Consider the following 18,900-nt stretch of genomic DNA (forward strand, 5'->3'; position numbering starts at 1 on the left):
GATGAATCATTTTACCACTGAAGATACCTTTATTATTGTTGGCATTGTCATCGCCTATATCTTATTTACCACCTGGCTGACGTTCCGTATTAGAAGTAAAAACTCCGGGGATTTTATGGAGGGCTCGCGCGCGATGCCAGCCTTTATTGTCGGTATCCTACTGATGTCGGAATATATCGGCGCCAAGTCCACTATCGGAACCGCACAGGCCGCCTTTGAGAGCGGGATTGCCGCCTCCTGGTCGGTGTTGGGCGCCGCCATTGGCTTTCCACTATTTGGCCTGATACTGGTTAAGCGCATCTATAACACTGGCAAAATTACTATTTCCGGGGCGATTGCCGAGAAATACGGCACCAGCACCAAGAATATTATTTCCATTATTATGATTTACGCCCTGTTGCTGGTGAACGTCGGTAACTACGTCAGCGGCGCGGCGGCAATTTCCACGGTATTAAAAATCAATTTACCCCTCGCGGCGTTTATTACCGCCATCGTCAGTACTTTCTATTTTGCCTTTGGCGGTATGAAAGGCGTGGCCTGGGTCACCATGCTGCACAGCGCTTTAAAATATGCCGGCCTGCTTATTATTATGGGTTTCGCGTTGGCAAAAACCGGCGGTTTTACGCCAATGATCGAGAAAATGCCAGATTACTACTGGACCTGGGATGGTAATTTTGGCGCCGGCACGATCTGCGCCTGGCTTATCGGCACCATCGGCTCCATCTTCTGTACCCAGTTTGTCATTCAGGCGATCAGTTCGACCAAAAACGTAAAATCGGCGAAACGCTCTACCTGGATTGCCTTTTTCTTCTGCCTGCCTATCGCCTTCGCGATCGCCATTATCGGCGTGGCGGCGAAGTTTTTACACCCGGAAATCAACAGCCTGTACGCCCTGCCGGTGTTTCTGCAAGATATGAACCCGTGGCTTGCCGGGTTAGTGACAACGTCACTTGTTGCTTCAATTTTCGTTAGCGTCAGTACCGTTGCCCTGGCGATTGCCTCGCTGGTGGTAAAAGATTTTTACGTGCCGTGGCGCAATCCAACGCCGGAGCAGGAGTTTAAAGCCACCCGTTGGGCCTCGCTGATCATCGGTTTTCTGCCGCTTATTTTTGTGCTGCTGGTCCCGGAAGTGCTGAAGCTCTCCTTCTTTACCCGCGCCATCAGGCTCTCTATCACCGTCGTCGCGGTCATCGCCTTCTATGCGCCGTTCTTTAAGAGCGCCCGCGGCGCGAACGCTGGCCTTATCGGCGCCTGCGTGGTGACTTCGGCGTGGTATTTGCTCGGCGATCCGTTCGGCATCAATAACATGTACATCGCGCTGATCACCCCGGCCCTGATTATGGTTATCGACCGCCTGATCCCCAATAAAGCGCAACAATCATCCCCGGCCCCCATTGAACAACGTGGAGTGTAAAAATGACCACCACCCCAACTTTTGACGGCGTAATTCGCCAACACCAACAGGATCCTCATCTGGCATGGGCAATGTTGCCCTCCGGCTGCCCGCAAAACCATGCCGCCAATCTTTTGCCGCTGCCCGATGGCACGCTGCTGTGCGTATGGTTCGGGGGTTCGCAGGAAGGAAAAGCGGATATTTCAGTCTGGGGGGCGCGTTTAGCGCCGGGCGCCACAACGTGGAGCGAAGCAGTAAAGTTATCCGACGATCCGCAGCGTTCGGAACAAAACCCGGTGCTGTTTCAGGCTCCAGATGGCGTGCTGTGGCTATTATGGACCGCACAGTATGCCGGCAATCAGGACACCGCTATTGTGCGTTATCGCCAGTCGCGCGATGGCGGAAAACACTGGGGAGCAATCGCCACCCTGCTCGATGAACCCGGCACCTTTATCCGGCAACCCATCAGCGTGATGCCCAACGGCAACTGGTTGCTGCCGGTTTTCTATTGTCGTACCCGGCCGGGGGAGAAATGGGTCGGTAACGATGATGTGAGCGCGGTAAAAATCTCAGCCGATGGCGGCAAGAGCTGGCGCGACGTGCCGGTACCGCAGAGCCTCGGCTGCGTGCATATGAATATCACCCCGCTGGCCGATGGCTCGCTGGTCGCCTTCTTCCGCAGCCGCTGGGCCGATCATATCTGGTACAGCCGGTCGACAGATTTTGGCGAAAGCTGGTCAGCGCCGATCCCCACCACGCTGCCAAACAATAACTCGTCCATTCAGGTTACCACGTTGAGCAACGGCGATCTGGCACTGGTGTTCAATAACATGAGCGCAGCAGGCGCCAGCGAGCGTCGGGCATCGTTATACGATGAAATAGAAGATGATGACGGTCGTAAAGAGCCTGAACGCACTGGCAAAACCGCCTTCTGGGGCGCGCCGCGTGCGCCAATGACCGTGGCGATTTCCGCTGACGGCGGTAAAAGCTGGCCATGGATGCGCAACCTTGATGAGGGCGACGGCTACTGTATGACCAACAATTCCGAACAAAAACTGAACCGCGAATTCTCCTACCCCAGTATTAAACAGGGTGAAGACGGTAATTTACACATTGCCTATACCTGGTACCGACAGGCCATCAAGTATATCCGCGTATCGCCGCAGTGGGTGAAAGGAGAAATCGCATGATCATCGGTAATCTGAACGCCTTGCCTCAGGCGGGGTTGCCACTGGCGTTACGGCAAATCCTCAGCCGTCCTGAATGTTCTCTTGCCGCCCTGACAGCCCGTGAAGATGGTCGCTTTCAGCCTGCTGATAGCGACTGGTACTGCACCATCGGCACCGCGCAAACCCAGGCGGCAGAACAGCGACATACCGAATACCACCACCAGTGGGCCGATATTCAGGTCATTTTAAGCGGAAAGGAGACTATTCATGCCGGTACGCTGTACAGCGGCCAACCCGACGATGAACAACGCAAACCAGATCTCTTTATCAGCCAGCAGACGCCGCAAAGCGTCACGCTGCATTTGCATGCCGGCGACTTCGCGGTCTTTCTGCCCGGCGAACCACACCAGGCGCTATGCGCCTTTGCAACACCCGCCCCGGTGAGGAAAGCGGTGTTTAAAGTACCGCGCAGCATGCTGGAGGCGCCATGAAGCAGGCACTGGTCACAGGCGCCAGTTCGGGGATCGGCGCGGCGATTGTGGGGCAACTGCTGGCGGAGGGCTGGCAGGTGCTCGGGCTAAGCCGCTCCGCGCCGCCATTCGCTCATGAAGGCTTCAGGCATCTGGCAGTCGATTTGAGCGACCGCCAGGAGCTGGTTGATGCTCTGTCGTCGGTACCGACGCCGCAGGCGATTATCCATGCCGCCGGTATGATGGCGGCGGCGCCGCTAGGAGAACTTGACGCACTGCGTGGCGAGACGTTATGGCGTCTGCATGTGGATGCAGCGCAGACCTTAGCCAACCGCTTTGCGCCCGTTATGAGCCGCGGCGGTCGGATTATCCTTTTGGGTAGCCGAACCTCTCGCGGAGCGGCAGGCCGTTCTCAGTATACGGCAACCAAAGCGGCGCTGGTGGCGCTGGCGAGAAGCTGGGCGGCGGAACTTGGCGCGGCGGGCATTACCGTTAACGTGGTCGCCCCCGGCGCCACCGATACGCCAATGCTGCGCCAGCCAGGGCGGGAGAGTTCGCCGCCGAAGACGCCGCCGCTCGGTAGATTGATTAAGCCACAGGAAGTGGTGTCGCTGGTGAGCTGGCTTCTTAGCGAAGAGGCCGCGGCCATGACCGGACAAGAGCTGGTAATGTGCGGCGGCGCCTCACTTAGTTAGGATTGCCCGGCTAAGCGCTGCGTCAGCCGGGGAAACTATCGTTAACTTTCGCGCAAATAGACCGTGCCGCGCAGATAGGTGGTCGCCTGGCCGCTAATCAATACGCGGTCATCGCGCCACTGGCAGCGCAGCTCGCCGCTGCGCGCCGACACCTGGCGCGCCAACAGGTCGGTTTTATTGAGCTTCGCTCCCCAGTAGGGGATCAGCATACTGTGGGTTGAACCGGTTACCGGATCCTCCGGCACCCCATCACCGGGACAGAAAAATCGGCTGACAAAATCGTACTCCTCGTCGGCGGCGCTGATGCAAATCCGCTTATCCAGCGCCTCCAGCAGCGCCATATTCGGACGTACCGCTTCAACCTGCGCCCGGTCGCGTAGCACCACCAGGTAATCACGCCCTTCCCGCACCTCCAGCGCGTCATCGATACCCAACCCGGCGAACAGTGACGTCGGCACGTCGCGCACCGGTGTCGTTTGCCAGGCGGGGAAATCCAGCGTCAGCCAATCGCCACTGCGCGTCACCCGCAGTTCACCGACAAAACGGGTGCTGAATACGATGGTTGCCGAAGGGTGATCGAGATATTCAAAAATCACGTGCGATGCTGCGAGGGTGGCGTGACCGCAGAGATTAATCTCATCAAGGGTAGTGAACCAGCGCAGCTCATAGCCGCTGTCGGTACGAACAAAAAACGCCGTTTCGGATTGATTATGCTGCTGCGCCATTTTTAAAAGCGTTTCATCAGGCAGCCATTCGCTGAGCGGGCACACCGCCGCCGCGTTGCCGCCAAAATTGCGATCGCTGAAGGCATCGACCAGGTAAAAACTAATTTCTTTCATCGTGCTCCCCTTTTTTATCGTCTATCAACATGACACAGAAAGCGCGGGTGCACACTATTAGCTGAAAAATTAAGTTGTTAGCAGGCACAGGTGTCAGCATAAAATGAGATGCAGATCACAAAGTGATTGTATTTTCAGCAGCATTCGTTTTAAGATCGCCTTCTCTTCTTCTCATTACTACCAGCCCGGAATTTATGCTTACAAATACGGTCTCACGCAGAGTCGCGTGGCTGCGGGTCGTCACGCTGGCAATTGCCGCCTTTATCTTTAATACCACGGAATTTGCTCCGGTCGGTTTGCTGTCTGATATCGCCGACAGCTTCGGCATGGAAACGGCCCAGGTCGGGATCATGCTGACCATTTATGCCTGGGTAGTGGCATTGATGTCGCTGCCGTTCATGCTGCTGACCAGCCAAATGGAGCGCCGTCGCCTGCTCATTGGCCTGTTCGTGTTATTTATCGCCAGCCACGTATTGTCATTTTTCGCGTGGAACTTCACGGTGCTGGTGGTGAGTCGAATTGGCATTGCGTTCGCCCATGCGGTGTTCTGGTCGATCACCTCCGCGCTGGCTATTCGTATGGCCCCTCCCGGCAAGCGCGCACAGGCGCTAAGTCTTATCGCCACCGGTACCGCGCTGGCCATGGTGTTCGGCATCCCTATTGGCCGTATCGTCGGGCAATATTTCGGCTGGCGAACCACCTTCCTGGCCATTGGTCTTGGTGCTTTAGCGACGCTGGTGTGCCTGGCGAAACTATTGCCGGCGCTGCCAAGCGAACATTCCGGTTCGCTGAAGAGCCTGCCGGAACTGTTCCGCCGCCCGGCGCTGCTCGGCATTTATCTGCTGACGGTTATCGTGGTGACCGCGCACTACACGGCATACAGCTATATTGAACCCTTCGTTCAAACCGTCGCTGGCCTTAGCGGTAACTTCGCCACCCTACTGCTATTGGTGCTCGGCGGCGCAGGTATTATCGGCAGTATTGTCTTCGGCAAGCTGGGCAATCAACATGCTTCAGGGCTGATTACCACCGCTATCGGCCTGTTGCTAATATGCCTGCTGTTGCTGCTACCCGCCTCACGGAACGCCAACCAGCTGATGCTGCTCAGCGTGTTTTGGGGGATCGCGATAATGGTCATCGGCCTCGGCATGCAGGTGAAAGTGCTGGCACTGGCTTCGGATGCTACCGATGTCGCGATGTCGCTGTTTTCGGGTATTTTCAATATTGGTATTGGCGCCGGCGCGCTGGTCGGCAGTCAGGTGAGTACGCAGCTGTCGATGTCGGCGATAGGCTACGTTGGCGCAGTGCCGGCGCTGGTGGCGCTGGTCTGGGCAGTGATGATTTTTCGCCGCTGGCCAACGCCGCTTGATGAACAGCAAGCGCATCACTCATGATAACGACGCGGGCGGTCAATGCCGCCCGCGGCGCCGACATCCTATCCCCAAAAGGCCCGAAACAGACACGTCGCCGGGCCTTTCAGAAAGTTATCGCGATCAGGCGTGATAGTTGGTGATAATCTCCAGCACGCCGTTAATGATGAACTGAACCCCCATACAGACCAGCAGGAAACCCATCAGGCGGGAAATCGCTTCTATGCCGCCTTTCCCAACCAGCCGCATGATTGCCCCGGAACTTCGCAGGCAGCCCCACAGAATGATCCCCACCAGCGCGAAGATAATCGGCGGCGCCGCCAATACTACCCAATCAGGGAAATCGACGCCGTGCTTCACCGTCGAGGCGGAGCTGATAATCATCGCAATGGTGCCCGGCCCGGCGGTGCTGGGCATCGCCAACGGCACGAAGGCGATATTCGCCGTGGGTTCATCCTGCAGTTCTTCCGATTTGATCTTCGCTTCCATCGAATCATGGGCTTTCTGCTGCGGAAACAGCATACGAAAACCGATAAAAGCCACGATCAGCCCGCCGGCGATACGCAGACCGGGAATGGAAATACCGAAGGTATTCATGACCACCTGGCCGGCATACCACGCCACCATCAGGATCGCGAAGACATACACCGATGCCATCAACGATTGCCGGTTACGCTCGGCGTTGTTCATATTGCCCGCCAGACCAAGGAACAATGCCACGGTGGTGAGCGGGTTCGCCAGCGGTAAAATCACCGCCAGACCGATCCCTATTGCTTTAAAGAGTTCCAGCATAGTGAGTCAACATCCCGTTAAGTATCATTTTTTCAGTACAGTTTCACCCCGTGAGTATATCGACAGCAGCAGCGCAGATGCCACACCCCATGAAAAAATCACGCTTATAAAAAATAACAAGCGTTAGTAAAATGGAAAAAAGTGACCACCATCAAATTATCGTTCTTTAGCAAATCGTGGCATCGGCGAATTCATAATGTTGACTTATGATTGCCACGGCAATAATATCCATCGCAACTAAATAATTGCCTGGGCAACTATCATGGAAAACACCAACAATCTGTTCAACGAGATGATCCCTCTCGGCCGATTGATCCAGATGGTTAACCAGAAAAAAGATCGACTGCTCAACGACTACCTTTCACCCATGGATATCACCGCTACCCAATTTCGGGTGCTCTGTTCCATTCGCTGCGAGGTATGTACGACACCCGTTGAGCTGAAGACCGTTCTGTCGGTCGATCCAGGCGCAATGACGCGCATGCTCGACAGACTCGTCTGCAAAGGCTGGATAGAACGGTTGCCCAACCCCAATGACAAGCGCGGCATTCTGGTGCAACTGACTCCAGAAGGCGCAGCCCTTTGTGAGCACTGTCATCAGGTTGTGGGTCAAAAATTGCACCAGGAACTAACAAAAAATCTAACGGCAGACGAAGTGGTCATGCTTGAGCAACTGCTCAAGAAAGTCCTGCCGTAATAAGAAGAGGTAAGATGATGTCCAGACGCAATAACGACGCCATCACTATCCATAGTATTTTGTCGTGGATCGAAGAGAACCTGGAATCTCCATTGTCGCTGGAGAAAGTTTCGGAGCGCTCAGGTTACTCCAAATGGCACCTGCAAAGAATGTTCAAGAAAGAGACCGGCCACTCGCTGGGCCAGTACATCCGCAGTCGTAAGCTGACGGAGATTGCGCAAAAACTCAAGCAGAGCAACGAGCCAATTTTGTATCTGGCTGAACGTTACGGTTTTGAATCGCAACAGACGCTGACGCGAACGTTTAAAAACTACTTCGATGTTCCGCCGCACAAATATCGCATCACCAACGTTCCGGGAGAATCCCGCTACCTGATGCCGCTAAATAATTATTGTTGTTAATCGCCTGCATAAAGACGTATCGAGGAAATCATGAAATTATTCGCTACCGCCGCCATCGTGCTAATGGCGCTGGCTGCAAGCCAGAGTTACGCGGAGCAAACCACCACTCCGGTTCGCCACAATAACCGGGATGCGATGATTATTCCTTCGGAACATAACGACTCGCCGTTTGATTTTAATCACATGGCTGCCGGCAATGATAAATCGGATGAGCTGGGCGTACCGTATTACAACTAATGCTCCACTTGTTCTGATATCTCCTGGGCCCCGCTAACGCGGGGCTTTTTTATCCCGCGCCGCGCCCGGGCGCACCAGCCGCAGACCAAACACGTTAATGTAGAGCCCGCCCATAATCAGCGCCGCCCCCAACAGCTGCAGGCCATTGAGCCGTTCACCGAGTAGCAGAGCCGCGCTGGCCATCCCGACCACCGGCACCAACAGCGACAACGGCGCCACCCGCCAGGTTTCATAACGTCCCAGCAGCGCTCCCCAAATACCGTAACCAACAATAGTAGCGACAAACGCCAGATACATGAGCGATAGCACGGTCGTGGCGTCGATATTCACCAGGCTTTCCGCCATCGCCTGCGGACCATCAACAATACCCGACGCCAGCATAAACGGTAAAACCGGAATTAACGCGCTCCACACCACCAGCGACATAATCGGCGGCTTGTGCTGCTGAGACATAATCTTCTTGTTGAAAATGTTACCGCAGGCCCAGCTAAACGCCGCCGCCAGAGTCAGCATAAAACCGACCAGCGGCACGTGCTGGCCACCGAGGCTGGCCTCAACCAGTACCAATACGCCAAAAATCGCCAGCGCGATACCGGCGACCTGTTTTCCCTGTAACCGCTCGCCAAAGACAAAAGCGCCCAGCACGATTGTGAAAAAGGCCTGCGCCTGCAGCACCAGAGAAGCCAGCCCGGCCGGCATACCGAGGTTAATCGCGCAGAATAAAAAGGCGAACTGGCCGAAACTGATGGTCAGGCCGTAGCCCAGCAGCAGACGCAGCGGTATTTTGGGCCGAGCAACGAACAGCAGCGCCGGAAACGCCACCAGCAAAAAACGTAACCCCGCCAGCATCAGCGGCGGCATATTGTGCAACCCGAGCTTAATCACCACAAAATTAAGCCCCCACACCACCACTACCAGCATTGCCAGCAGCCCATCTCTGCGCGTCATACGAAGCCCCTGTCTTCCTGGTCAACGATGACCTCCGTCAAAGTAACCAAATTCCCGCCGCTCGAACAGATCATTATTTTTAGCAGGTACTGAAGGCACTTTCCGACACGGAGCCCGCTATACAAGGCTCAGTTAGCATGCTATTTGTGATCGGGCACAACAAAAATAAAACACTTCATCGGGCAAGGAAAAAATGACAACCACCATCAGGCGCTCAACGGTAGCGCTGTTGGCGTCGTCGTTGCTGTTAACCATCGGCCGCGGCGCAACGCTTCCTTTTATGACGATTTATCTCACCCGTCGGTTCCAGCTGGAAGTCGATGTCATTGGCTATGCGCTCTCCGTCGCGCTGGTCGTCGGCGTTATCTTCAGCATGGGCTTCGGTATTCTTGCCGATAAGTTCGACAAAAAACGCTATATGCTGATCGCCATCGTGGCGTTTATCGTGGGCTTTATCGCCATCCCCGCGGTCAATAGCGTGGCGCTGGTGGTGTTCTTTTTCTCATTGATCAACTGCGCCTATTCGGTTTTCTCCACGGTACTGAAAGCCTGGTTTGCCGACGTGCTGACGCCGGAGAAAAAAGCGCGCATCTTTTCGCTCAACTATACCTTCCTCAATATCGGCTGGACCGTTGGGCCGCCAATCGGCACCCTGCTGGTAATGCAGAGTATTAACCTGCCTTTCTGGCTGGCTGCGCTGTGCGCCGCCTTCCCGCTGGTGTTTATTCAGCTCTTCGTCGAGCGCACCTCTGCCGCCAGTGCGGAAGGCATCACGCCGCAGTGGACGCCGTCGGTGCTTTTGCGCGACCGCGCCTTGCTGTGGTTTACCTTTTCCGGCTTGCTGGCGTCATTTGTCGGCGGCTCTTTCGCCTCCTGCATTTCGCAGTATGTGCTGGCCGCAGGCACCAGCGACTTCGCGGAAAAAGTGGTCGCGGTAGTGCTGCCGGTCAACGCCGCGGTGGTCGTCGCGTTGCAATATGCCGTCGGGCGACGGCTTTCGGCGCGAAACATCCGCCCGCTAATGACCTTCGGCACCCTGTGCTATGTGTTGGGTCTCGGCGGGTTTATCCTCTCCGGTAATAATCTGCTGATGTGGGGCATTTCCGCCGCCATCTTTACCCTTGGCGAAATTATTTATGCGCCGGGCGAATATATGCTGATCGATCAGATTGCCCCACCCGGTATGAAAGCCAGCTACTTTTCCGCCCAGTCGTTAGGCTGGTTAGGCGCGGCGTTCAATCCGATGCTAACCGGGATAATCCTCACCCATCTGCCGCACTGGTCGCTATTCTTCATTTTAATGCTGGCGATAGTCGCCGCCTGGCTGATGATTTTCCGCGGCATGAACGTGCGTCCGTGGCAAACCGTACAGGCGTAAACCGCGCGTCATGCGGCTGTCGGGTTGCTGTCGTCTGTCTGTCGGGTGCCTGTCGTGGCGCCCGGCAGGCTAAAAAACCACACTGGTCTCAGGTTCCCATCCGGAGATTAACATCATGAACAGCAGTACCCGAGTCAAACAATTACGTCTGCAGCGCGCCTGGTCCCAGGAACAGCTTGCCGAACTGGCTGGCGTCAGCGTTCGCACTATCCAGAGGATCGAAAACGGCGATCGCCCGGGGTTAGAAACCCTGAGCGCTCTGGCGGCAGTGTTTGAGATAAATGTGGCCGAACTCAGCGACGATGCGCCTGTCGGTCACGAAGCGTCGCTCGATTTACGGATCGAAGAAGCGAAAAGCCGTCTGCATCAGGAGAGCCGTTTTTTCCGCTCGCTAAGCGTGGCGGTCACGGTTTGCGTTTTGTTGCTGGTGATTAATTATTTCACCCAACCGGATGTCTACTGGTCAGTATGGGTGGCGATCGTCTGGGGTGCATTATTGCTACTACGGGGATTACGTCTGTTTGTCTTTGCCGGGTGGATCCGCCACTGGCGACAGGCACGCCTACAGCGCCTGCTGCGCAAATAGAAAAAGCCCGCTTAATGCGGGCTATCTCCTTACCAGACCTGGGCGGCGATCCCTGTGACCAGCCGCACTTTATCCCACTGCTGGGCTTCGCTTAACGAATTGCCCTCTTCGGTGGAGGCAAAGCCGCACTGCGGGCTCAGGCAAATCTGCTCCAGCGGCACATACTGCGCCGCCTCCTGCAGGCGCGCCTTCACGCCTTCCGGGTTTTCCAGTTCGCCATTCTTGGTGGTAATCAGCCCCAGTACCACCTGCTGATGGCCTGGTCGGATAAAGCGCAGCGGGGCAAAATCACCGGAACGGTCATTATCATATTCGAGGAAGAACGCATCGATGTTGACGCCGCCGAAGAGAATTTCCGCCACGGGCTCGTAGCCGCCTTCTGAAATCCAGGTCGAACGGAAGTTACCGCGACAGACGTGCAGACCAACGGTCAGATCCTGCGGTTTCCCTTCCAGCGCTTTATTCAGCACCCGGGCATAGGTACGCGCCAGTTCGTCCGGATCGTCACCGCGCTCGCGTACCTGCTGGCGTTGTTCGTCTGAACATAAATAGGCCCAGACGGTGTCATCGAGTTGCAGATAACGGCAGCCAGCGTCATAGAAAGCGCGGATCGCGTCACGCCAGGTGGTTGCTAAATCGTCAAAGTATTCGGCCAGGTCCGGGTATACCGTGCTATCGATATCTTTTCGCCCGCCGCGGAAGTGCAGCACGCTGGGGCTGGGGATGGTCATTTTCGGCTGCGCATTGCCGCTGACGCTTTTCAAAAAGCGGAAATCTTCCAGCATTGGATGGTTGCCGAAGCCCAGTTTACCGGTCACGCGCACGCCGTGCGCTTTGGTCTGTACGCCGTTGAACTGAATACCTTTCTCTGAATCGTAACGTTCCACGCCTTCCAGACCGTCGAAGAAGTCGAAGTGCCACCACGCGCGCCGGAACTCACCGTCGGTCACCACGTGCAGGCCGCAATCGCACTGCTGCTGAACCAGTTGGCGGATGGCTTCATTCTCAATTTCACGCAGATGGCCGGCATCAATATTGCCTTCCGCCAGTTGCAGGCGCGCCTGCTTAATAGCGTCAGGACGTAAAAAACTGCCGACAATATCTGCGCGGAACGGGGCCTGGTGACGTTGCATGTTCTCTCCTTAACGGCAGGCAGGTAGTTGCCCGCCGTGATAATTCATTATTTGAATTTTTAGACTTCTGGATGTCTATATGTCCAGATACTGTCATGCGGAGAGAGCATCGGCAAACGAGAAAAATTCATGGCTGTTGAATTTATTTCATGTTGCTGGCTTCGCTGAGGCTAAATGCGAACCCCTCATCCGCCCAACCAGTCAGGCCGCCGAGCATCATTTTTACCGGTCTGCCAAGCTGTGCCAGCTTTAAGGCGGCAATATCCGCGCCGTTGCAGTGCGGCCCGGCGCAATAGACAACAAACAGCGTTTCCGCGGGCCACTGCGCCATTCGCGCGGCATTGATCTCGCGATGCGGCAGATGCAGCGCGCCAGGCAGGTGGCGACGGGCAAACACATCATGACTGCCAATCACGTGCAGTAGCACAAAGTCCTGTTCGCCGTGCTGCATGGCGTGATGGACATCCGCGCAGTCGGTTTCGAAACTCAATTTATGGGCAAACCAGGCAGCGGCATCGACCGGGGCGGCTGGTGTAAATTGGCTTACAACACTCATGGCGTATTCTCCTTGTCTGTGGTAACACTACTTTAACCACCACCGTACCCGGACCACCGCCCCCATTGATGACAGAAAACGCTGAAATCCTGACAACCCGCAATGTGACACTGTCACCACCAAAAGTCGTCGTTCTGGCCTATGACGGCCTGTGTACCTTTGAATTCGGCGTGGCGGTGGAGATTTTTGGCCTCCCGCGCCCGGAAATGGGGGAAAGCTGGTATCGGTTCGCGGTCGCCGCCGTCGATGATGGCGAGCTTCGCGCCACCGGCGGTATCCGTATCGTCAGCGATGGCGGGCTGGCGCTGCTTGATGAAGCGGACACCATCGTGGTGCCCGGCTGGCGTGGCATAGAAAGCGATGTTCCTCAAGCGTTGTGCCAGGCGCTGGCGGCTGCGTACGCGCGCGGCTGCAGAATCGTTTCTATCTGTTCCGGGGTGTTTGTGCTCGCCGCCGCCGGATTGCTCAATGGGCGGCAGGCCACCACCCATTGGCGTTATACTGCCCGGCTGCAGCAGCGTTTTCCGTTGATTGAGGTGGTGGAAGACGTGCTGTACGTTGGCGATGCGCGGCTGATGACCTCCGCCGGCAGCGCCGCGGGCATTGATCTCTGTCTGCATCTGGTGCGCGAAGATTTCGGCCATGAAGCGGCGAATATCGTCGCACGGCGGCTGGTGGTGTCTCCGCACCGCGACGGTGGGCAGGCGCAGCAGGTGATTCGCCCGGTGGCTACAGCGCGTGAAAGCCAGCGCCTCGGCCAGCTGTTTGATTACCTGTATCAGCATCTCGCTGAGAGCCATACCCTCGCCTCGCTGGCGCAACGGATGGATATGAGCCCGCGCACTTTCTTGCGCCGTTTTCAGCAGGCGACCGGCAAATCACCGGCCCGCTGGCTGCTCGATGAGCGGTTGCTTCGCGCCCGCCAGCAGCTCACCGACAGCCGCCTCAGCATCGACAGAATCGCCGAAATCTGCGGTTTCGCTAATGCCAGTACGCTACGTCATCACTTTCGCCAGCATTTCGCCGTGAGCCCGCTGCAATATCGAAAAAAGTTTTCCACCCGTCAGTGATAATATTAAGATGGCCAGCGACAATTATTCGCGTCGTTGATTTACACCTGCAAGGATTAAGCTGATGAAAAAAGAGTGTCGCGTCGTTATCTATAAAGAGGGGCTGCTGGGCAGTATGTTTTTTGGCGAAGCGAAAGCCGATCCCGATAAAATGAGCCGGTTCCTCACTGAGTACACGCAGCAGGGCTGGGAAGTCAAAACCATGGCGGTCGAACGCCGCCGCAGCGCACTGTTCTGGTCGCGCGAAGCGTATTTATTTGTGCTTGAACGCGCCATCTGATGCGTTAATTTATTTCATATACCCTAACGCCATTCTGGTTAATCGTTTGTTTAGATTGACCAGGATATTATCTATTCAACAACCGTAAACCCTGTTCAATGAGGACAACATTAGCGCATAAATAAGATGGAGGTAGACCATGCTGGGAAACATGCATGTTTTTATGGCCGTACTGGGAACAATCCTGTTCTTTGGTTTTCTGGCCGCGTATCTAAGCCACAAATGGGATGACTGATGAACGACGATAATCCCCACCCGTAAGCGCCCCCTGCTGCTGTTGCACCAGGGGGCGTTCTGTTTTTAAAGCCCGTTATTGCCGTTGTTGCTGCCAGATAGTGATTTCGTCAAAAAGCCAGCCGATAAACAGCGCTGCCTCCTCCTTTTCCTCCGCCAACGGAGAGACCGCCAACCAGTAGTGCCAGGGATAAGGCGCAGTAATTGCCGTTATCTGCACCAACTCTCCTCTATCCAGCGCCCCCTGAACCAGAGATCTACGCTCCAGAGCGATACCTTCGCCCAGCCGTACCGCATCAAGAACCAGATTTGAATCATTAACCCGTAGTCCGCCAGGCTCGATCTCTTTCTCCAGCCCAGCGTTCAGGCACCAGCTTTTCCATGATTCCATCGAATAAATAATGTTGCTCGCAGCCACCTCCTCCGGCGTCGCTGGCAGCTTGCCGCCGTTATAATTTGGCGCGGCGACAACCATTAATTCATCCGCAAAGAGAAAATGACTTTTAACCCCTTCCCATTCACCACGCCCCATACGGATAGCAATATCAATCCCTTCCTGTTCCAGATCGCTCACCGTCAAGCTGGCCTGAAGCCGCAATAAGATATGAGGATATTTCTCGCGAAATCTCATTAGCCGCGGCAATAGCCAGTGACACCCAAATGAAGGTAGTGTTGACAACGTAAGTTCCAACGTCCGAGGTTTAATTTGTACCAGCTTTGTCGCCTCTGCGATATGCTGCAGAGCCTCGCGAATTTGCAGCGCGTACAGCCGCCCTTCTTCATTGATTTGTACGCCACGCCCCTGGCGGATAAAGAGTTTTACCCCAACAAGCTCCTCGAGGATTTTGATTTGCTGGCTAATCGCCGAATGTGTCACATTCAGTTCCTTCGCCGCTAGCGTCACGCTGCCAAGACGGGCGACGGCCTCGAAACTGCGCAAACTTGCAATAGGTGGATAATTCGACATCTGTTGTTCTCTGCACCCTGCCGGTTAATGTCAGAAATACTTACGCTCTGTATAAGAAAACCATGATATTCGTCGCTATCGGTTTACGCTAATCTGCGGTGGTCTGCTTATCGGCAGCGCCTGAACACATGATTTCCCGATAATAGAATGATGTTAATCTGGAATAAAAAAATGACGATGAAACTTATTGGTATGATGGATTCGCCTTACGTTAGGCGTGTTGCAATCTCGCTGGAACTATACGGCATACAATTTGTGAGCGTTCCTTTATCAGTATTCAGCACCTTTGATGCGTTTTCACAAATTAACCCGGTTGTTAAAGCGCCAACGGCGGTACTGGATAACGGTTTGTTATTAATGGACTCGACACTGATTCTACAATATTTCGAAATGCAGGCCGAACCCAGGCGTAAACTGTTAGCGAAAAATCCGCATCGGTTAGCGGAGGATATGCAACTGTTGGGGTTTATTCTCGCTGCCAGCGAAAAGGCGGTACAAAATATTTATGAACATCGTCTCCGTCCGGCGGAAAAACAGCATCAGCCATGGATTGAGCGTGTAACACAGCAACTGCTGGCAGCTTGTCATGAATGGGATGCAAGATTGGCCGGCCGCACTACCGCCCAACAGCTTGATCAGGTCATGATAACCAGTACTGTCGTCTGGTCATTTATTCAGGCCATGATCCCAACGACGATCCCGCCCCACGATTTTAAACATATACATGGTTTAGCCGAAGCATGTGAGGCTTTAGTCGCTTTTAAAAAATATCCTCTGGCGGAATAATCGCGTTTATAAGGTTTTCCTACGCTTGCGCGAATACATCACTTCATCGCTTTGTTTTAGCATATCCCCGAGCATCGGATAACGGCTGACATCGCTCTGTAGCTCGCCGTAAGAGTAATTAATGTTATAGGGTTTTCCTGACGTCTGGTTGTAATGATCGACACTCTCACGCAGCTTTTGCAAGAATGTGTCGGCACGCCCGTTGCGGGTAATGATGGCGGCGAACTCATCGCCGCCTAAACGGCCGATAACCTCGCCTGGCAGCAGATGTTGCGCCAGAAACGCCGCGAAGGTTTTTAGCACCTCGTCACCTTCCGCATGCCCCCACAGATCGTTAATGGGTTTGAATTTATCGAGATCAAAAAAGACCAGGCTAAACGGCGTTGCATTGCTGGTAAGCGTACGGAAACGTTTATCGCCGATGCGGTAAAAGCCGCGCCGGTTAGCGATGCCGGTCAGACTGTCGGTCATCGCCATGCCAATCACCTGGAACTCATCCTCGACGATATACGCCAGATCCTTGAGGACAGCGATCTCTTCATCGTTAAACTCGCGCGGCGTGGTATGAATCAGGCATAGCGTACCGGCCACGGCGCCATCGGGCAGATGGACAGGATAGCCCGCGTAGAAGCGGATATAGGGTTCGCCCGTCACCAGCGGGTTATCATAAAAACGATCGTCTTTGACCGCATCGTTAACGATGAAGGCGCCTTCCTGCAAGATGGCGTGGGCGCAAAAAGAGATATCGCGCCGGGTCTGGCGAATCCCCAGCCCCTGACAGGCGAGCAGCCACTGCCGTTCCCGGTCGAGCAGGCTGATAAGTACCACCGGCACCTGAAAAATTTTTTTAGCCAACCGGGTGAGGCGTTCGAAACGCTCATCATCACGGGTATCGAGCAGGTCCGCCAGATACAGCGACTTCAGTCTTTCTTCTTCATTTTCCGGTACGCCAGGGAATTTCATAAAGCCTCATTGCACTAAAGCGAAAAATCAGGTGGCTGGATTAATGCGCAGCCGATGAAAAGCGCGTCAGCGCCCCATACCAGTCATAGCTGCCCTGGGTGCCAATTTCGCGTTCCCCCTCTTCCAGCTTCAGCAGAAAACGTCGTTTGTTAAGCTGATCGAGGTTGTGGAAGTAAGTTGCCAGCCGTCGGGCTAAATCTTCATACATGGCAAAAGCCACCGCGGTCCCTTGCGTCGCATCGGCATACTTCGCAAATTCGTTCTTAATCGCCTGAAAATCATCGTTCATTGAAAGCACCACCTCCTGTCACAATGTCATCAGTATGGTTAGCCCTGGCCGTTTTTTCCATCCCGATAGCTATCAGCATTTTATGCTGCCTTAGAAAATACAGCCCTGGGAATCTCCGAGACCCTCGCTATGAAAAACAACGTATTTACGCTGCCATCAGCGCAAATTATCAACAACCAGCAGAGGATAATAAAATCGACAAGCGACGAGACCGGGGGAATGGGCAAAAAAAAACCGCCATGTGACTGGCGGTGAATAAATGCTTGCATGGATAGATCGTAGATTGTATTTAGCGTTTTCGTAGAAAAGCGTCGTGAGTTCCTACGTCTGACTCGCAGGCTAGCACGCCCTTGTTCAATAAATCTTAAACCGCAGACGTACTCATAGCTTCTCTACCAGCGCTTTGAGTTCAGCGATCAGCGGCGCGGTATTGTCCTGCGCCGCGAGCGGCCACGTCGACTGGCGTACCACCAGCCGCGCCGGCAGCAGTTCGCGCAGGCGACCGGTCGGCGCCGCCATCTGCTGCATCAGTAATTCCACCGCCCGGCGGCCTAACAGATCAAAATCCTGGGCGACGGTGGTAAGCGGCGGCTGAAAGTAAAGGCTATCGGCCGTATCGTCATAGCCGGTCACCGAAATCGCCTGGCTGCCGCGCCGATTAAGCTGCGCCAGCGCGCTTAACACCCCGAGCGCCATCTGATCGTTGGCGACCACGATCGCGCTTAATTTCGGGTTTTTATGCAGCAACTCAAAGGTTTTTTGCCAGCCGCTGGCGGCGCTCCAGTCGCCGAACACCGTAATCGATTGACTGACCCCCAACCGGTGCAGCGTCTCGCGCCAGCTGCCAAGGCGCATCCGCGCCGATACCGAGCTTTCCGGCCCGGCCAACAGGCCAAACTCGCGATGCCCTAATTCCCAAAGATGGCGCACGCAGGCGCCGCAGCCATCACGATGATCGAAACGCACGCAGGAGACATCCGTCTCCGGCGAGACATCGAGAAACAGGCAGGCGATATCCGTATTTTCCGCCGCCAGCCGTTCGGCGACGCTGCTCTCCAGCGGCAGGCTGATAATGGCGCCTCGAATATGCTGGGCGCGAAACTCATCCAGCCGCGCCTGCAGTGCCGGGTAATCACTTTGCGCCGGCATGGCGATGGCGACCTCCAGCCCCTGCTCACCGGCATACCGTTTCACCGCCGCGGCAATTTGCGACGGCGCGTGTAAGGTTAACGACGCCGTGATAAGCCCTATCGACGCTGCCGCTTTGCCCGCCAATAGCTGTGCTGACCGGTTAGGTACATAGTGAAGCGTCTGCATCGCGCGCAGCACCTTTTCACGGGTGCGCTGCGCCACTATCTGTGGGTTATTCACCACCCGCGACACCGTCTGCTGCGAAACGCCCGCCTCGCGGGCGACATCTTCTAAAGTGGCTGAACGGCGCTGCATCGCGTACTCCTGTCAGTGAAAATGACTTAATGTCTTACGCTAACATTTTATGTCTTCCTTACGACAGAAATCTGCTATTTGCGCCGTGATTCGTGATCGTGAATGGGTTTCATTTTCGCCAACGTTGCGGGCCTGCAAAAAATACCCGATAACCCGATGAGATTGTTTAGCGAATAACATTTATTACCATTATCCGTCAGG

The 18,900-nt window shown here is 55.0% G+C and carries 23 protein-coding genes; 14 read left to right on the forward strand and 9 right to left on the reverse strand.

Translation table 11 applies throughout. The annotated features are described in order from the left end of the window. Position 1 precedes the first annotated feature (1 nt). Genes ABLV07_RS13630 through ABLV07_RS13645 form a run of 4 tightly spaced genes read left to right on the forward strand, consistent with a single transcriptional unit; the run spans position 2 to position 3,727 of the window. Positions 2-1,414 (forward strand): sodium:solute symporter family protein, encoded by a 1,413-nt coding sequence (locus ABLV07_RS13630; RefSeq protein WP_015705318.1) that lies wholly within the window; start codon positions 2-4, stop codon positions 1,412-1,414. Positions 1,415-1,416: 2 nt separating this feature from the next. Continuing rightward, the gene (locus ABLV07_RS13635) at positions 1,417-2,583 is read left to right on the forward strand and encodes an exo-alpha-sialidase (protein WP_045387766.1); all 1,167 of its coding nucleotides are present in this window, start codon (positions 1,417-1,419) and stop codon (positions 2,581-2,583) included. Next, the gene (locus ABLV07_RS13640) at positions 2,580-3,053 is read left to right on the forward strand and encodes a YhcH/YjgK/YiaL family protein (RefSeq protein WP_015705316.1); all 474 of its coding nucleotides are present in this window, start codon (positions 2,580-2,582) and stop codon (positions 3,051-3,053) included. The genes ABLV07_RS13635 and ABLV07_RS13640 overlap by 4 nt, the downstream gene beginning before the upstream one ends. Beyond that, entirely contained in the window at positions 3,050-3,727 is a 678-nt protein-coding gene (locus ABLV07_RS13645; RefSeq protein WP_348853266.1) for an SDR family oxidoreductase, read from the forward strand. Before ABLV07_RS13640 ends, ABLV07_RS13645 begins: the two co-directional genes overlap by 4 nt. Before the next feature lie 41 nt (positions 3,728-3,768). Here the strand turns inward: ABLV07_RS13645 and ABLV07_RS13650 are convergent, their stop codons facing one another. Further along, entirely contained in the window at positions 3,769-4,566 is a 798-nt protein-coding gene (locus tag ABLV07_RS13650) for a PhzF family phenazine biosynthesis protein (protein WP_045387763.1), read from the reverse strand. Between the two features lie 194 nt (positions 4,567-4,760). Here ABLV07_RS13650 and ABLV07_RS13655 point away from each other — a divergent pair, with 194 nt between their 5' ends. Further along, positions 4,761-5,960 (forward strand): sugar transporter, encoded by a 1,200-nt coding sequence (locus ABLV07_RS13655; RefSeq protein ID WP_045387760.1) that lies wholly within the window; start codon positions 4,761-4,763, stop codon positions 5,958-5,960. Between the two features lie 99 nt (positions 5,961-6,059). Here ABLV07_RS13655 and ABLV07_RS13660 read toward each other — a convergent pair whose 3' ends face one another. Next, positions 6,060-6,728 (reverse strand): MarC family NAAT transporter, encoded by a 669-nt coding sequence (locus tag ABLV07_RS13660; protein ID WP_015366731.1) that lies wholly within the window; start codon positions 6,726-6,728, stop codon positions 6,060-6,062. A 262-nt stretch (positions 6,729-6,990) separates the two neighbouring features. On the opposite strand from ABLV07_RS13660, the gene marR reads away from it, so the two are divergent. Genes marR through marB form a run of 3 tightly spaced genes read left to right on the forward strand, consistent with a single transcriptional unit; the run spans position 6,991 to position 8,063 of the window. Next, complete coding sequence (gene marR, locus ABLV07_RS13665) at positions 6,991-7,425, forward strand: multiple antibiotic resistance transcriptional regulator MarR (protein WP_015366732.1); 435 nt, start codon at positions 6,991-6,993, stop codon at positions 7,423-7,425. A 17-nt stretch (positions 7,426-7,442) separates the two neighbouring features. Further along, entirely contained in the window at positions 7,443-7,826 is a 384-nt protein-coding gene (marA, locus tag ABLV07_RS13670; protein WP_015366733.1) for an MDR efflux pump AcrAB transcriptional activator MarA, read from the forward strand. Positions 7,827-7,856: 30 nt separating this feature from the next. Then, positions 7,857-8,063, forward strand: a complete 207-nt coding sequence (gene marB / locus ABLV07_RS13675) for a multiple antibiotic resistance protein MarB (RefSeq protein ID WP_020078926.1) — start codon at positions 7,857-7,859, stop codon at positions 8,061-8,063. A gap of 33 nt (positions 8,064-8,096) precedes the next feature. On the opposite strand, the gene eamA is transcribed toward marB, so the two are convergent. Next, positions 8,097-9,011 (reverse strand): O-acetylserine/cysteine exporter, encoded by a 915-nt coding sequence (eamA, locus tag ABLV07_RS13680; RefSeq protein ID WP_045360784.1) that lies wholly within the window; start codon positions 9,009-9,011, stop codon positions 8,097-8,099. A gap of 193 nt (positions 9,012-9,204) precedes the next feature. Between eamA and ydeE the strand changes: the two genes are divergently transcribed. Both ydeE and ABLV07_RS13690 read left to right on the forward strand, forming a co-directional pair. After that, positions 9,205-10,389 (forward strand): efflux MFS transporter YdeE, encoded by a 1,185-nt coding sequence (gene ydeE, locus ABLV07_RS13685; RefSeq protein WP_015705311.1) that lies wholly within the window; start codon positions 9,205-9,207, stop codon positions 10,387-10,389. A gap of 115 nt (positions 10,390-10,504) precedes the next feature. After that, positions 10,505-10,975, forward strand: coding sequence for a helix-turn-helix domain-containing protein (locus tag ABLV07_RS13690; RefSeq protein WP_032707969.1), 471 nt, complete (start codon positions 10,505-10,507; stop codon positions 10,973-10,975). A 29-nt stretch (positions 10,976-11,004) separates the two neighbouring features. Here ABLV07_RS13690 and ABLV07_RS13695 read toward each other — a convergent pair whose 3' ends face one another. Next, entirely contained in the window at positions 11,005-12,108 is a 1,104-nt protein-coding gene (locus ABLV07_RS13695) for a cobalamin-independent methionine synthase II family protein (RefSeq protein WP_042897583.1), read from the reverse strand. 142 nt (positions 12,109-12,250) lie between these two features. Beyond that, positions 12,251-12,664, reverse strand: a complete 414-nt coding sequence (locus tag ABLV07_RS13700; protein ID WP_045387751.1) for a rhodanese-like domain-containing protein — start codon at positions 12,662-12,664, stop codon at positions 12,251-12,253. A 68-nt stretch (positions 12,665-12,732) separates the two neighbouring features. On the opposite strand from ABLV07_RS13700, the gene ftrA reads away from it, so the two are divergent. The 3 genes from ftrA (at position 12,733) to mgtS (ending at position 14,249) form a co-directional block, all read left to right on the forward strand. After that, positions 12,733-13,734, forward strand: coding sequence for a transcriptional regulator FtrA (ftrA, locus tag ABLV07_RS13705; RefSeq protein ID WP_045387748.1), 1,002 nt, complete (start codon positions 12,733-12,735; stop codon positions 13,732-13,734). Between the two features lie 64 nt (positions 13,735-13,798). Further along, the gene (locus ABLV07_RS13710; RefSeq protein WP_015366741.1) at positions 13,799-14,014 is read left to right on the forward strand and encodes a DUF4177 domain-containing protein; all 216 of its coding nucleotides are present in this window, start codon (positions 13,799-13,801) and stop codon (positions 14,012-14,014) included. 139 nt (positions 14,015-14,153) lie between these two features. Continuing rightward, positions 14,154-14,249, forward strand: a complete 96-nt coding sequence (gene mgtS, locus ABLV07_RS13715; protein ID WP_004102377.1) for a protein MgtS — start codon at positions 14,154-14,156, stop codon at positions 14,247-14,249. 75 nt (positions 14,250-14,324) lie between these two features. Here the strand turns inward: mgtS and ABLV07_RS13720 are convergent, their stop codons facing one another. Beyond that, the gene (locus tag ABLV07_RS13720) at positions 14,325-15,215 is read right to left on the reverse strand and encodes a LysR substrate-binding domain-containing protein (protein ID WP_020078931.1); all 891 of its coding nucleotides are present in this window, start codon (positions 15,213-15,215) and stop codon (positions 14,325-14,327) included. Positions 15,216-15,392: 177 nt separating this feature from the next. Here ABLV07_RS13720 and ABLV07_RS13725 point away from each other — a divergent pair, with 177 nt between their 5' ends. Then, complete coding sequence (locus ABLV07_RS13725; RefSeq protein ID WP_045388243.1) at positions 15,393-16,001, forward strand: glutathione S-transferase family protein; 609 nt, start codon at positions 15,393-15,395, stop codon at positions 15,999-16,001. Between the two features lie 6 nt (positions 16,002-16,007). Here the strand turns inward: ABLV07_RS13725 and ABLV07_RS13730 are convergent, their stop codons facing one another. The 3 genes from ABLV07_RS13730 to ABLV07_RS13740 all read right to left on the reverse strand — a co-directional run bounded on the left by ABLV07_RS13730 (position 16,008) and on the right by ABLV07_RS13740 (position 18,699). Next, positions 16,008-16,964, reverse strand: coding sequence for a sensor domain-containing diguanylate cyclase (locus ABLV07_RS13730; protein ID WP_045387745.1), 957 nt, complete (start codon positions 16,962-16,964; stop codon positions 16,008-16,010). Positions 16,965-17,004: 40 nt separating this feature from the next. Continuing rightward, complete coding sequence (locus tag ABLV07_RS13735; RefSeq protein WP_015366743.1) at positions 17,005-17,253, reverse strand: hypothetical protein; 249 nt, start codon at positions 17,251-17,253, stop codon at positions 17,005-17,007. Between the two features lie 381 nt (positions 17,254-17,634). Next, entirely contained in the window at positions 17,635-18,699 is a 1,065-nt protein-coding gene (locus ABLV07_RS13740) for a LacI family DNA-binding transcriptional regulator (RefSeq protein WP_015366745.1), read from the reverse strand. Positions 18,700-18,900 lie beyond the last annotated feature (201 nt).

Origin of the sequence: Klebsiella sp. CN_Kp097 (genome assembly GCF_040064495.1) — a bacterium.
Taxonomy (GTDB): Bacteria; Pseudomonadota; Gammaproteobacteria; order Enterobacterales; family Enterobacteriaceae; genus Klebsiella; species Klebsiella aerogenes.